Source organism: Mycobacterium senriense, from assembly GCF_019668465.1.
GTDB lineage: Bacteria > Actinomycetota > Actinomycetes > Mycobacteriales > Mycobacteriaceae > Mycobacterium > Mycobacterium senriense.
Window position 1 is genome coordinate 2,781,428 of sequence record NZ_AP024828.1, and the last position, 13,827, is coordinate 2,795,254.

Genomic DNA, 13,827 nt, shown 5'->3' on the forward strand with positions numbered 1-13,827 from the left:
GGTTCACTCCTTCCCGAGGTCGAGCAGCCGGCGGGCGATGATATTGCGCTGGATCTCCGCGGTACCGCCGTAGATCGTTGCCGCGCGCGAGTACAGGTATTCCGAACGCCACGGCGTGTCTTCGAGCTCGAGCGTCCCCGGCAACACCTCGCGGACGGTGTCGTAGAGCCGCTGCTCGGCGGAGGCCAACAGCACCTTGTCGATGGAGGTGTCGGGTCCCAGTCGGGCCCCGTCGCGCATCCGGTGCTGGGTGGCACGCGACCGGCAGCGCAATGTGTGCAGCGCCAGATAGGCTCCGCCCAGCGCGGATTCGTCGGGCTCGCCGGTTCCGGACGCCGCGGTGATCAGGTCGTCGAAACGCGAATAGAGGTAGGCGATTCGCTGCCAGAAACAGGCGGAACGCTCATAGGGCAGCAGGTCCATGGCCAGTCGCCAGCCGTCGCCGGGCTTGCCCAGCATCCTGCTGGCCGGGATCACCACGTCGTCGTAGTACACCTCGCAGAATTCGTCGACACCGTGCATCGTCCGCAACGGGCGGACGGTGATGCCCGGCGTATCGAGGTCTACGAAGAACGCGGTGATTCCGTCGTGCCCGGGGGCGGTACGGGTGAGCAGGACGCACCGGGTGGAGAACTGCGCGAAGCTGGTCCAGACCTTTTGGCCGTTGACGATCCAGTTGTCGCCGTCCTGGACCGCCCGGGTCGTCAGAGATGCCAGGTCGCTGCCCGACCCCGGCTCGGAAAAGCCTTGGCACCATTGCTCTTCGCCGCGCAGCAGGCGTGGCACCATTTCCTTGGCGAGCTCCGCCGGTGCGTAGTCGATCATCGTGGGTGCGAGCACCTCGAGCATCGAGTAGGGGCCGGGTTCGGCCAGCCGACGGCCCACCACCTCTTCGCCGACGATCGCGCGCAGCACCGCGGGACCGCCCAATCCGCCGACCTCGACCGGCCAGCCGAACCGCATCCAATCGGCGTCGTAGAGCGCACGGCTGACCCGGGCGAACTGCCGCATGTGTCCCTGCAGCGAGTGGTCGGGCTCGGGGGTCAGATCGTTGTCGTCGAGCCATGCGTGCAGGTCGGCCCGAAACTGCTCGACATTCACTTCGATTAGTCGGCTCCTTAAGTCGTTGCCTGGGCCGCGGAGTCACCGGCGGGACGCCCGATGGCGTGCGGGCGTCCGGAATCGTGCACGCCGCTGCGACGGATGAAGGTCATGGCGCGGGTCTTCAGCCGCCACCCGTCGGCGGTGCGCAGATAGGTGTCGCGGTAGTAGCCGATGCGCATGTCGTGAGTGGCGTGATCGATGAAGCACAGCGGTTGGGTGCCGCCGGCCGCGTCCCCGTCCAGGTCGACCACTGCGGTTCCGGTGAGGAACAAGCCCTTTGGGGCCGCGGCCACCAATTCCGGGAATCGGCTCAGGCTGTAGGTTTCACCGAAAGCGCTGTAGGTGCCGTCGGGAGTGAACACGGCGACGAGACCCTCGATGTCCCCCTGGGTGATGGTGACCGCGTAGCGGCCGAGCAGCTGCTGAATCTCGACCAGGTCGTCAGTTCTGGTTGGCTGATTTGTCGACATAGACCTTGCCGCCTTTCATCACGAAGCTGACGTCTCGGGTAACGGTGATGTCTTGCAACGGGTTTCCGGGCACCGCAATGATGTCGGCGAGCTGGCCCGTCGCCAGGCGCCCCCTGTCGGTGACGTCGATCAGCTCGGCCGCGGTCGTGGTGGCGGCCCGCAGCACCGCCAGCGGCGGCATGCCCCATTCCACCAGCGTGACGAGCTCGTCGGCGTTCTTGCCGTGCGGTATGGCCGGGGCATCGGTGCCGACGGCGATCTTCACCCCCGCCTCGTAGGCGGCCTTGATCGATGTTTCGGCCTTAGGGAACATCTCGGCCGCCTTGTCCTGCAATGCTTTCGGGGCGCGAGACACATCCATTGCCTGGGCAAGCCTGCGGGTGGTCACCAGGAACCTGTCGTTGTCGACCAGCATCTGGATGGCCTCGTCGTCCATCAGGAATCCGTGTTCGATGCAGTCGATGCCGCATGCGACCGCGTGCTTGACCGCTTCCGCTCCGTGCGTGTGCGCGGCGACGCGCAGCCCGCGCCGGTGTGCCTCGTCGACGATCGCGCGCAGTTCCTCGTCCGAATAGTGTTGTGCACCAGCCTCGCCGGTCAACGACATCACGCCGCCGGAAACGCACACCTTGATCAATTGGGCGCCGTGCTTGATCTGGTATCGCACGGCCTTGCGGATCTCGTCGACTCCGTTGGCGATGCCCTCTTCTACCGTGAGCTCGAGTGCGCCTGGCATGAATGCGGCGAACATCGTCGGGTCCAGGTGCCCGCCGGTGGGGGTGATGGCGTGGCCGGCGGGAACGATTCGTGGCCCGTCGATCCAGCCGGCGTCAATTGCCTTGCCCAGCGCGACATCCAGTAGGTAGCCGCCCGTCTTGACGAACAGCCCGAGGTTGCGCACCGTGGTGAATCCGGCGCGCAGCGTGCGTCGGGCATTGCCGACCGCGCGCAGCACTCGCGTCGGCGGGTCGTCCTGAACCTGGGACAGCCCGGGCGTCTCGCCGCGTCCGCCCATCAGGAGGTTGACCTCCATGTCCATCAGGCCCGGCAACAAGATCTGGTCGCCGAGGTCGATGACGTTATCTTCTGGGCCCGTCGGGCCCGAGCCCCCGACGCCGACGATCCGGTCGTCCTCGACCTTCAGGATGCCGGGCCGAATGATCTCGCCGCCATCAACGTCGAGCAGCCCCGCGGCCTTGAGCGTCAGCACGTGTCAGATCACCGGTTCCCGGATCACTTCGACCCACGCCGCGCCGCTGTCCGGGACGCGCGGTTGTTTCCACGCCTCGATCGGGAACGACACCATGACCAAGGATTGCATGATGTGCATGAGCGTCTTCGCGTCGTCGGGCAGGTCGTCCAGCGGAAACTTGTCGCAGTACGCGATGGCGTCGTTCAGCTTCGGGAACGCGACGTCATAGAACGCCTGCATCTCGGGCATCGTCGAGGCCAGACGCTTGGCGTAGCGTTCGGGCTCGGTGGCCAGATCCCAATCCAAAAAGGGCTCCAGGGCCGCGAATTCAGACGGTAACGGCATTGCGCTGGTGCTCCTTCACGTAGTCAGCGGTCGTCTTGTGCAGATGACGGATCAAGACTTCCTGGTCGCACAGCAGGAATTCCTTGACGGCCCGGGTGCCGATCATGGTCTGGGTCGCTTCCAGGGTGTTGGCGTCCTGCAGCGCGTACTCCTTGAACGTCACCGCGGCCAGCTCCTGGGCCAGGCGTTCCCGCGCATTGCGTGGCGGCACGAAGTACAGCGACGACTCGAAGATGTGCTTGTCCACCGCGGTCGGCCAGTAGTGGTAGGTCAGATACCAGCCCGGCTCCCAGATCAGCAGCATGAAGTTCGGGTAGAACAGCCACGAGTCGATGCCCCACTGCGGCACCCGCTTCACGTTGACACCCGGCGGCAACTCCAGGTTCTCAATGATCTCCGGCTTGTCCCACGGGCCGAACAGACCGCTGCGCAGCACCTGGTCCATCGGCTTCACCATGGACATGTCCGGAGGCGGCGCCTGACCACCCCAGGTCGACTGCAGGTTGTGCGGGCCGGCCAGCTCGTAGTGCAGCGCCTCGTAGCCGAACTTCTGGATCTTGGCTGCTTCTTCCTTGGTGTACTGCCCCTGGTGCAGGATCGGCGCGTGGTAGAACTCGACGAACGCGTCGATGAACAGCTTCCAGTTGCTGCCCACTTCGGCCCGGTAGGAGTAGGTCTCCGTCATCTCACCGAAGGGGTAGCCCTCGATGCTCTTGGCCAGCGGCCCGAGGTAGTCGATGAGCGGTGCGGCGTTGTCGTCGAAGTTGATGAAGATAAAGCCTTCCCACACCTCGCAGCGGACGGCTGCCAGGCCGTAGTCGCTCTTGTCGACGTTGAAGAACTCCTCCGGCTGCTGGATGAAGGTCAGGTCACCGTCGAGGTTGTAGCGCCACGCGTGGTACTTGCAGGTGAACTGCCGGCAGGTGCCGGAGGTCTCCTCGTGGGGAAAGTCGTTCCACACCAACTTGTTTCCGCGGTGCCGGCAGACGTTGTGGTACGCCTTGACGGTCCCGTCCTTAGTCTTGGTGATGATCACCGACGTGCCCTTGCCGGCCGACGGCAGTTCCCTGGTGAAGTAGCTGCCGGTGCGGGGGAGTCGTTCGACCCGGCCGACGTTGAGCCAGGTCTTCTTGAAGACGGCTTCGCGCTCGGCCTCGAAGAACGCCGGATCGATGGAGTCGGTGTAGTCGACCGGCTCGGTGCCCAGGTCCGGGTAGTTTTCTGTCCAGCTGCCGGCGGCTGGCTTGGGGAAGTGCGGCAACGTTCTTACTCCTCTAATCAGTGCTGTTCGGCGTGTTCGAGCTGGATGCCAAAAGTGTTGAAGGCCATGGCCAGCAGCGCGTAGCAGCCGACCGTGAAAACGAAATCCATGCGTTGCTGATCGTCGAGGCGCTCGCCGAGTGCCACCCAGGTTTGATCGGACAGCTCCGATTTCTCGTCGAGCTCGTCGACCCCGGTGATCACGGCTTGGTCGAACGTATCGGCGGCCTCACCTCGTTGCAGGGCCGCGATCTGGTCGTCGGTGATCCCTTCGTCCTTGGCCATCCTCACGTGGTGCGACCACTCGTAGGCGCACTGCCGGCGATGTGCCACCCGCAGGATGGCCAGCTCGCGGATGCGTGGCGGCAGCGTGGACGACATCAGAAGGTGGACGTTGAATCGGAGAAACGCCTTGGCCAGCGCCGGATGGTGGGCGAAGGTCGACAGCGCGTTGTTGGTCTCCGCGCCACGCATGGCCGAGAGTGCCTGCCGGGTCGCCTCGTCCCACTGGTCAGCGGGCAGCGGCTGCAAACGCATTGGCAGTGTCCTCTCGGTGAAAGAGAATCATATTCTCATTTGCAACTAACAGACTGGCACGAAACGCGCGCCCGGTCAATGCCGACGTGTGGCCGGACGGCACGCGTCCGGTCACGGCCTGGCTCACCTCGCCGGGATAGCTGTCGTACGCATAAATGTGGCGGCGCCGTCATGCCGATGTGCCCAGTCGGGTCCTAACCTCACGGCATTGGCGCGCCGGGACCTCGTAATTCGTCTCCGCGTTCGGGCGCTGGTCAGGCGGGTACGGACCATCTCGGCAAAGTATGGATGTTGATTCTCGCCTGACGAGAAGATAGTTTTCATTTTAGTGATCTTGGCACGGGAGAGTGATTCGCCGAGGCTGCAATCGATCCGGTGGATCCGATGAAAGGGACGGCCATGAACAAAGAAGACATGATCCTGATCAGCGTCGACGACCACACCGTCGAGCCGCCCGAGATGTTCAAGAACCACCTCTCGAAGAAGTATCAGGACGACGCTCCCCGGCTGGTGCACAACGCCGACGGTTCGGACATGTGGAAGTTCCGCGACACCGTCATCCCCAACGTGGCGCTCAACGCGGTGGCCGGACGGCCCAAAGAGGAGTACGGCATCGAGCCCACGGGGCTCGACGAGATCCGGCCGGGTTGTTACAACGTGGACGAGCGCGTCAAAGACATGAACGCCGGCGGCATCCTGGCCTCGATCTGCTTCCCTTCCTTCCCGGGTTTCGCGGGCCGCCTCTTCGCAACCGACGACCACGACTTCTCGATCGCACTGGTGCAGGCTTACAACGACTGGCACATCGACGAATGGTGCGGCGCCTACCCGGCGCGATTCATCCCGATGGCGATCCCGGTGATCTGGGACGCCGAGGCGTGCGCGGCAGAGGTGCGACGGGTCGCCAAGAAGGGCGTGCATGCCCTGACGTTCACCGAGAACCCGGCCGCGATGGGTTACCCCAGTTTCCACGACGACTATTGGGCCCCACTGTGGAAGGCGTTGTGCGACACCAACACCGTGATGAACGTGCACATCGGTTCCTCGGGACGGCTGGCCATCACCGCGCCGGATGCACCGATGGACGTGATGATCACGTTGCAGCCGATGAACATCGTGCAGGCGGCCGCCGACCTGTTGTGGTCCAAGCCGATCAAGGAGTACCCGGACCTCAAGATCGCGCTGTCCGAGGGCGGAACCGGCTGGATCCCCTACTTCCTGGAGCGCGCCGACCGTACCTTCGAGATGCACTCCGCCTGGACGCACCAAGACTTCAAGGGCAAGCTGCCCAGCGAGGTTTTCCGCGACCACTTCCTGACGTGCTTCATCAGCGACAAGGTCGGCGTGGCACTGCGCAACGAGATCGGCATCGACAACATCTGCTGGGAAGCCGACTACCCGCACAGCGATTCGATGTGGCCGGGCGCGCCGGAAGAGCTCTGGGATGTCTTGTCCATCAACAACGTTCCCGACGACGAAATCAACAAGATGACCTACGAGAACGCCATGCGCTGGTACTCGTTCGACCCGTTCACGCACATTTCGCGCGAACAAGCGACCGTCGGTGCGCTGCGCAAATCCGCCGAGGGTCACGACGTGTCCATTAAGGCCAAGGGCCACGAAAAGGACAGCCGAGGCGGCTCGTCCTTCGCGGATTTCGCGGCCAACGCCAAAGCCCTGAGCGGCAATAAGGACTAGACAGCAGGTCGCCGGAATGCAAGTGCGCCGGTGGCGGTCGCAAGTGCGGCGAGCCGGGCGCAGCGGGCCGGCACCGAAAGCTGCTGCATTTCGATCGAAGGAGAATGAGCAGTGCCCGGCGCTGGAATGAACTTTGAGCTGACCGATGACCAGGAACTGATACGCCGGTCCGTCGCGGAGCTGGCGCGCAAGTTCGACGACCAGTACTGGATGGAAAAAGACCAGGCGCACGAATTCCCGGCCGAGTTCTACCGCGCCATCGCCGATGGCGGCTGGCTCGGAATGACCATCCCCACCGAATACGGCGGTCACGGACTGGGCATCACCGAGGCGACGATCCTGCTCGAGGAAGTCGCCAAGTCCGGCGGCGCCATGAACGCCGCCAGCTCGATTCACCTTTCCATCTTCGGCATGCAGCCGGTGGTGGTGCACGGCTCCGATGAGCTCAAGGCCAGGACGTTGCCCGCCGTCGCGACCGGTGAGGTGCACGTCTGCTTCGGCGTCACCGAACCCGGTGCCGGGCTTGACACTTCGCGTATCACCACGTTCGCGAAGCGGGACGGCGATCGCTACATCGTCAACGGTCGCAAGGTCTGGATCTCCAAAGCGATGGAATCCGACAAGATCCTGTTGCTCACCCGGACGCAGAGCTATGACGAGGTCACCAAGAAGACCGACGGGATGACGCTGTTCCTCACCGATCTCGACCGCAGCCGGATTGACATCCGCCCGATCCGCAAGATGGGCCGCAACGCCGTCAGCTCCAACGAATTGTTCATCGACAACCTCGAGGTGCCGGTCGAGGACCGAATCGGTGAGGAGGGCAAGGGCTTTAAATACATCCTCGACGGCCTCAACCCGGAGCGGATGCTGATCGCGGCCGAGGCTCTCGGCATCGGGCGGGTGGCGCTGGAAAAGGCGGTGAAATACGGCAACGAGCGCGAGGTCTTCGGCCGACCCATCGGGATGAACCAGGGATTGCAGTTCCCGCTCGCCGATTCACTGGCCCGCCTCGATGCCGCCGAGCTGATGCTGCGCAAGGCCACCTGGCTCTACGACAACGGCAAACCCTGTGGGCGCGAGGCCAATACGGCCAAGTATCTGTGCGCCGATGCCGGCTTCGCCGCCGCGGACCGGGCGCTGCAAACCCACGGCGGCATGGGGTACGCCGAGGAGTACCACATCACGCGGTACTTCCGCGAGGCCCGGCTGATGAAGATCGCGCCGGTCAGCCAGGAGATGATTCTGAACTTCCTGGGAGCCAACGTCCTGAAGTTGCCGAGAAGCTACTGATTTCAATTTCGCAATGACAGCTACCGCCGCGGCCTATGCCGCTTTCGCGCAGCGGCGGGAGCCATCGTTTACTGGTCGGTGAGCCCTATCAGAATCTGATGTGGAACAGTTCGGGCGAGAAGCAATCGGAGTAGAGATTATGCGTGAAACAGTCATCGTCGAGGCCGTGCGTACCCCGGTAGGGAAACGCAACGGCGCGCTGTCCGGCATGCATGCCGCCGACCTCTCCGCGGTCGTCCTGACCGAACTCATCGAACGCACCGGCATCGGCCCCGACATCATCGACGACGTGATCTGGGGCTGCGTGTCCCAGGTGGGCGACCAGTCCAGCAACATCGGCCGTTACGCGATCCTGGCCGCCGGTTGGCCCGAGACCATCCCCGGCACCACCGTCAACCGCGCCTGCGGTTCCAGCCAGCAGGCGCTGGACTTCGCCGTGCAGGCGGTGATGTCCGGCCAGCAGGACGTCGTCGTGGCCGGTGGGGTCGAGGTCATGAGCCGTGTTCCGCTCGGTTCGGCCCGGGCCACCGGTATGCCGTATGGCCCGAAAGTCCTTGCCCGCTACGACGATTTCTCCTTCAACCAGGGCCTGTCGGCGGAGATGATCGCCAAGAAGTGGGGATTCTCGCGCACCCGGCTCGACGAATTCTCCGTCGAATCCCACGAGCGGGCCGCCGCGGCGCTGGATGGCGGTGCATTCACTGACCAGATCGTGCCGGTCTTCGTCGACGGGGCCGACAACAACGTCTTCACCGCCGACGAAGGCGTGCGGCGCGGCAGCACCGTCGAGAAGCTCGGCACGCTCAAACCGGCCTTCGCCGAAGATGGCGTGATCCATGCGGGCAACTCCTCCCAGATTTCCGACGGCGCCGCGGCACTGCTGGTGACCACCGCCGAGATGGCGGTCGAGCTGGGCCTGACCCCGATCGTGCGGTACCTGGCGGGTGCGGTGACCGGGGCGGACCCGGTGCTGATGCTCACCGGCCCCATCCCGGCCACCGAGAAGGTGCTGACCAAGGCCGGCGTCGCGTTGTCCGACGTCGGCGTCTTCGAGGTCAACGAGGCCTTCGCGCCGGTGCCGCTGGCGTGGCTGGCGGAGACCGGGGCGGACCCGGCCCGGATGAATCCGCTGGGGGGCGCCATCGCGCTGGGGCATCCGCTTGGCGCATCCGGCGCGGTGCTGATGACACGGATGGCGCATCACATGCGCGACAACGGGATTCGTTACGGCCTGCAGACCATGTGCGAGGGCGGTGGGACCGCCAACGCCACGCTGGTGGAGCTGGTGAGCTGACGGCGGCGGCCTGACGCCGCGGGAAAAACCATGCACACGTGACCCTTGTCACAGCGGCCAAACTAACCTACTGTGTGTTCACTAGGTTGGTTTTCCGACGTCGTTACCACGCGGGTTGAGGGGGTTCTGGTGCCCGTCGCACGGCGATACGACACGCTCCTCGCCAAGGGCGAAGACCGCAAACAGCGGATTCTCGACGTCGCGCAACGCCTGCTCACCCGCAACGGCTGGCGCAGCACGACGCTCGCCCAGATCGCCGGGGAGGCCGGGGTCACTCCCGCGGGGCTGCTGCATCACTTCGAATCGAAGGAGCAGCTGCTGCACGCGGTGCTCGATGCCCGCGACCTCGATGACGACACCCACGCGGACCGGACCGGCGACCTGTTCGACCAGATCGCCGCGGTCGCGGACCGTATTCACCGGGCGCCCGAACTGGTGGGCACGTTCACGGTGCTACTGGTCGAGAACATCCTTCCCGAGGCGCCGCTGCACGACCGGATGCTGTCTCGGTACCGGGCCGCGACCGACATCGTCGCCGATCTCATCCGTCGCGGTCAGGCCGAGGGTCGGTACCGCGACGACATGGACCCCGCCGTCAAGGCAGTAGAAATCCTCGCCTTCGTCCACGGAATGGAAACGACATGGTTACTCGATCCTTCGATACCGCTAGCCGACGCGTTCAAGCAGTACGCCGAGACATTGGCGCGGGATTTCGCGCCCCCGAGGAAGCCCGAGACGGCATGAGGTACCGGCTGGACGTCGTCGCCACCACCGTCCTCGACGTGGTGAGATTCGCCGGCGGCTGGATCTTCGACCGCTCGATGGCGGGCTGGGACGTGACCGTGCTGGTCGCCGATCATCCGGACGATCGGCCGCTACACATCATCGGCGCCCAGGTGCTCGATCTTGAAGAGGCGCTGGCGTCGGTGCAATCGCGGCCCCGTCCGCAGGCCCTGGCCGCCGCGGCGGACCTGTTCGGCTGCGACGCGCGGGTGCGCCGGGGTGTGCTGCAGGCCCTCGATCACGGCGTCACCGAGGTCACGTTGTGGGGGGAGAACTGGCCTTCCGAGCTCGACGAGAGCGTCGGCCTGGTGCAACACGAGCTGAGCATGGCCGCCCAGACGTTCAAGGCCCAGGCGCTGGCGGCCGCGGCCGCACCGCACGCCCCGATCCGTCAGGTGGAGACCTTCCGCAGCGGGCTGCTGGCGTGGCCCTCGGTCGCCGCCGATCTGGTCCCCTCCCGCTAGCCGGCCCGGCCCGGAACCGCGCAGCCACCCGGCCCGAGCGATGCGCGCGCATTTTGACGCCGGAGCGGGGGTCCCGTCGTTGACGACCACCACGCCGTGTGAAAATGTAATACTCATCCGCGAGAGGCACGTTCTCACTAGCCGAGATTCAAGGAGCAGGAGATGGCGAGCGAATTCTCCGAGTTGGACTTCTTCCGCGGCAGCGAGCTCATCGAGAACCCGTACCCCTACTACGAGGCGCTGCGCGAGCGGTGCCCCGTCACGCGGGAGAGCCATCACGAGGTCACCATGATCACCGGTTGGGAAGAGGCGTGCGCGGTGCTCAACGACGCCGAGACGTGGTCGTCGTGCATCTCGGTCACCGGCCCCTTCCCGGGTTTCCCGGTGCCTATCGAGGGTGACGACATCACCGAGCTGATCGAGCAACATCGCGACGAGCTGCCGTTCAGCGACCAGCTGCCCACGCTCGATCCGCCGACCCATACCAACCACCGCTCCCTCATGATGCGGCTGATCACCCCCAAGCGCCTCAAGGAGAACGAGGACGCCATGTGGGCGCTCGCCGACCAGGCGCTCGACGACTTTCTCGCGCCCGGACGCGGCGAGTGGATCAAGGGCTTCGCCGGGCCATTCACGCTGCTCGTCATCGCCGACCTGCTGGGCGTGCCGATTGAGGACCGCGACAAGTTCGTCAAGGGCATCGCTGAGCACGCCGGTGGCGGCGTCGGCGGCACCAAGGGATCCCTGGCTCACAGCCCGCTGGAATTCCTCTACGGGCTGTTTTCCGACTACGTCCGCGACCGCCGCCGAGAACCCCGCGACGACGTCCTGACCGGGCTCGCGACCGCGACGTATCCCGACGGCTCGGTTCCCGACGTCGAGGACGTGGCCCGCGTCGCCAGCAATGTCTTCTCCGCGGGCCAGGAGACCACCGTGCGGCTGCTGGGCGCGTCTTTGCAGACGCTGGGGGAGCGCCCCGACATCCAGGCGCAGTTGCGCAAGGATCGCAGTCTGATCCCGAACTTCATCGAAGAGTCGCTGCGCCACGAGAGCCCGGTGAAGGGCGACTTCCGGATGAACCGGGTGCCGGTCAATGTCGGCGGCGTCGACCTGCCCGCCGGCACCACGGTGATGATCCTGCAGGCCGCCGCCAACCGTGATCCGCGCCGGTTCGAGGACCCAGCCACGTTCGATCCGGCCCGCAAGAACGCCCGCCAACACATCTCGTTCGGGCGCGGCATCCACAGCTGCCCGGGCGCGCCGCTGGCGCGGGCCGAAACCCGGGTGGCGATCGAGCGGTTGCTCGACCGCACGACCGACATCAGGATCGATGAAAAGGTTCATGGACCGGCAAATGACCGCCGCTACCAATATGTTCCGACGTACATCCTGCGCGGCCTGACCGAACTGCACCTGGAGTTCACACTGGCATGAAAGTTTGGGTAGACGACCAGAAGTGTCGCGGTCACGGCATGTGTCTCACGCTGTGTCCCGACGTGTTCAGCCTGACCGACGACGGTTACGCCGAGGCCATAGATTCCGACGTTCCAACGGAATTGGCGGCGGCAGCTCAGGAGGCAATCGAATGCTGTCCCGAGCAGGCGATCAGCGAGAAGTAACCAAATACACCGGCGAGTAAGGAGATTCGAGTGGCAAAAGGCTATGTCATCCTCACCGAGGCGATCAAAGACCCGGAAGGCATGAAGGCATACGCCCAAGCCGCCGGATCGGCGATGAGTGGCGCCACCGTACTCGCGGTGGACACCGCACCCAAAGTCGTCGAAGGCGATTGGCACGGCGACCAGACCGTCGTCCTGGAATTCGAGTCGGTGGACGCCGCCCGGGCGTGGTACGAGTCCGAGGGCTACCAAAAGGCAGCGAAACTGCGGCAGGCGGCGGCCGACTGCAACGCGGTCATCCTCTCCGGACTCTGACCGCTACTCTCCGACGATGGAGATCGCCTGCCGGGGGCATTGACGGACGGCCTCGCGCACGTCGGCCTCGTTCTCCGGGGTCACTTCTTCCTGATGGACCGTCAGCATGTCGTCGTCGCCGAGTTCGAATATGTCGGGGTTGATGCCCATGCAGACGCCGTTGCTCTCGCAGAGTCCCCAATCGACTTCGATCTTTTTCGTCACCGCCAACCCCCTTACCGAAGCACCTTGACGGGCACGTTCTTCCAGCCCGCAACGTTCTGCATGTTCACCCGTTTGCACCCCGCCCAGTCCACCTCGTAGCGCGGCATGAAATCGAGCAGCCGCTCCAGCGCGATCCGGCTTTCCAGGCGGGCCAGTGCGGCGCCGAGGCAGCTGTGGATCCCGTACCCGAGTCCGAGGTGCTGCGCCTCGGTATGGTCACGCTCGATGTCGAATGTGTCGGCGTCGGTGAACGCCTCCGGGTCGCGGTTCGCCGCGGCGCCGCAGAGGAATACGGGTTTGCCCGCCGGGATCACGCCACCGCTGACGTGGGCCTCTTTGAGGGTGTAGCGGACGTTGTACTGGACCGGTCCCTCGTAGCGCAGTAGCTCTTCGACGGCCCCAGGAATCTTGTCGCGGTCCTCCTGCAGCTTCTGCCACTGGTCGGGGTGGTTGGCGAAGATGACCGCCGCGTTGCCCATCAGCTTGGTGACGGTCTCGGCGCCCGCGCCGCCCAGAAGGGTTGCGAATCCGCAGATCTCGATGTCGTCGAGCTTGCGCAGCTCGCCATTTTCGCCCGGGATCTCGGCCGCGATCAGGCGGCTGATCATGTCGTCCTGCGGCTCCTGACGCCGCTCCTGGACCAGGCTGAAGTAGTACATCGCCGTGTCGATGTTGGCCTGCATGCCGGCTTCGCTGATCTCGATCTGCCCCGGGTCGTGATGCAGACTGGTGTCGATCCAGTGGCGCACCTGCTGGCGGTATTCCTCCGGCACGCCGGCCATCCGGGTGATGACCTCCACCGGAAAGGGCCCGGAAAAGTCCTGCACGACGTCGAAATTGTCGGAGTCGACGGCGCCGAGGTACTTGTCGATCACCTCGATGATCGTCTCGCGCTGCGATTGAATGGCCCGCGGAGTGAACGCCTTATTGAGCAGGCTGCGCATGTGGCGGTGCTCCGGCGGGTCCATGAAGATGATCGACTTCTGCTCGGGCGCGATGCCCCGGCGCACCATCGCCAGGTCGCAGCCGCGCGCCGACGAATACGTCTCGAAGTCCTTGAACGCGGCCGCGACGTCTTCGTGGCGGGTCAGCGCGTAAAAATCCTCTTTCTCGTCGTAATACAGGGGCGCTTCCTCGCGCATCCGCCGATAGATGTCGAACGGATTGTTGAAGTAGTCCTCGGCGTACGGGTCGAAGACAACCTTCGGTTTGGTCACTGAATCCTCCTCAGCGGCGAGGTCGGGCTGAA

General features: G+C 64.9%; 16 protein-coding genes. 8 read left to right on the forward strand and 8 right to left on the reverse strand.

Going from position 1 to position 13,827, the window contains the following annotated elements; genetic code table 11:
• Window positions 1-3: 3 nt before the first annotated feature.
• Genes MTY59_RS13390 through MTY59_RS13415 form a run of 6 tightly spaced genes read right to left on the reverse strand, consistent with a single transcriptional unit; the run spans window position 4 to window position 4,908 of the window.
• Window positions 4-1,101 (reverse strand): acyl-CoA dehydrogenase family protein, encoded by a 1,098-nt coding sequence (locus MTY59_RS13390; protein ID WP_221046055.1) that lies wholly within the window; start codon window positions 1,099-1,101, stop codon window positions 4-6.
• Between the two features lie 17 nt (window positions 1,102-1,118).
• Window positions 1,119-1,574, reverse strand: coding sequence for a nuclear transport factor 2 family protein (locus MTY59_RS13395; protein ID WP_221046056.1), 456 nt, complete (start codon window positions 1,572-1,574; stop codon window positions 1,119-1,121).
• Window positions 1,546-2,784: a metal-dependent hydrolase family protein gene (locus tag MTY59_RS13400; protein WP_221046057.1), complete on the reverse strand. Its 1,239-nt coding sequence runs from the start codon at window positions 2,782-2,784 to the stop codon at window positions 1,546-1,548. Before MTY59_RS13400 ends, MTY59_RS13395 begins: the two co-directional genes overlap by 29 nt.
• Window positions 2,785-2,787: 3 nt before the next feature.
• The gene (locus MTY59_RS13405) at window positions 2,788-3,111 is read right to left on the reverse strand and encodes a hypothetical protein (RefSeq protein ID WP_221046058.1); all 324 of its coding nucleotides are present in this window, start codon (window positions 3,109-3,111) and stop codon (window positions 2,788-2,790) included.
• Window positions 3,095-4,372: an aromatic ring-hydroxylating oxygenase subunit alpha gene (locus MTY59_RS13410; RefSeq protein ID WP_221046059.1), complete on the reverse strand. Its 1,278-nt coding sequence runs from the start codon at window positions 4,370-4,372 to the stop codon at window positions 3,095-3,097. Before MTY59_RS13410 ends, MTY59_RS13405 begins: the two co-directional genes overlap by 17 nt.
• A gap of 17 nt (window positions 4,373-4,389) precedes the next feature.
• The gene (locus tag MTY59_RS13415; RefSeq protein ID WP_221046060.1) at window positions 4,390-4,908 is read right to left on the reverse strand and encodes a carboxymuconolactone decarboxylase family protein; all 519 of its coding nucleotides are present in this window, start codon (window positions 4,906-4,908) and stop codon (window positions 4,390-4,392) included.
• Window positions 4,909-5,307: 399 nt separating this feature from the next.
• Between MTY59_RS13415 and MTY59_RS13420 the strand changes: the two genes are divergently transcribed.
• The 8 genes from MTY59_RS13420 (at window position 5,308) to MTY59_RS13455 (ending at window position 12,374) form a co-directional block, all read left to right on the forward strand.
• On the forward strand, window positions 5,308-6,606 hold the full coding sequence (locus MTY59_RS13420; RefSeq protein WP_221046061.1) for an amidohydrolase family protein: 1,299 nt from the start codon (window positions 5,308-5,310) through the stop codon (window positions 6,604-6,606).
• A gap of 126 nt (window positions 6,607-6,732) precedes the next feature.
• Window positions 6,733-7,899 carry an acyl-CoA dehydrogenase family protein gene (locus tag MTY59_RS13425; RefSeq protein ID WP_221046430.1) on the forward strand — a complete coding sequence of 389 codons (1,167 nt, stop codon included), beginning with the start codon at window positions 6,733-6,735 and terminating at the stop codon, window positions 7,897-7,899.
• Between the two features lie 139 nt (window positions 7,900-8,038).
• Window positions 8,039-9,193: a thiolase family protein gene (locus tag MTY59_RS13430; protein ID WP_221046062.1), complete on the forward strand. Its 1,155-nt coding sequence runs from the start codon at window positions 8,039-8,041 to the stop codon at window positions 9,191-9,193.
• Window positions 9,194-9,322: 129 nt separating this feature from the next.
• Entirely contained in the window at window positions 9,323-9,937 is a 615-nt protein-coding gene (locus tag MTY59_RS13435; RefSeq protein WP_221046063.1) for a TetR/AcrR family transcriptional regulator, read from the forward strand.
• Window positions 9,934-10,440, forward strand: coding sequence for a hypothetical protein (locus MTY59_RS13440; protein ID WP_221046064.1), 507 nt, complete (start codon window positions 9,934-9,936; stop codon window positions 10,438-10,440). The genes MTY59_RS13435 and MTY59_RS13440 overlap by 4 nt, the downstream gene beginning before the upstream one ends.
• 162 nt (window positions 10,441-10,602) lie before the next feature.
• Window positions 10,603-11,874, forward strand: coding sequence for a cytochrome P450 (locus MTY59_RS13445; RefSeq protein WP_221046065.1), 1,272 nt, complete (start codon window positions 10,603-10,605; stop codon window positions 11,872-11,874).
• The gene (locus MTY59_RS13450) at window positions 11,871-12,059 is read left to right on the forward strand and encodes a ferredoxin (RefSeq protein WP_221046066.1); all 189 of its coding nucleotides are present in this window, start codon (window positions 11,871-11,873) and stop codon (window positions 12,057-12,059) included. The genes MTY59_RS13445 and MTY59_RS13450 overlap by 4 nt, the downstream gene beginning before the upstream one ends.
• Window positions 12,060-12,089: 30 nt before the next feature.
• On the forward strand, window positions 12,090-12,374 hold the full coding sequence (locus tag MTY59_RS13455; RefSeq protein ID WP_221046067.1) for a DUF1330 domain-containing protein: 285 nt from the start codon (window positions 12,090-12,092) through the stop codon (window positions 12,372-12,374).
• Between the two features lie 3 nt (window positions 12,375-12,377).
• On the opposite strand, the gene MTY59_RS13460 is transcribed toward MTY59_RS13455, so the two are convergent.
• Window positions 12,378-12,578 (reverse strand): ferredoxin, encoded by a 201-nt coding sequence (locus MTY59_RS13460; protein ID WP_007777398.1) that lies wholly within the window; start codon window positions 12,576-12,578, stop codon window positions 12,378-12,380.
• Between the two features lie 11 nt (window positions 12,579-12,589).
• On the reverse strand, window positions 12,590-13,795 hold the full coding sequence (locus MTY59_RS13465) for a cytochrome P450 (protein WP_221046068.1): 1,206 nt from the start codon (window positions 13,793-13,795) through the stop codon (window positions 12,590-12,592).
• Window positions 13,796-13,827: the final 32 nt, after the last annotated feature.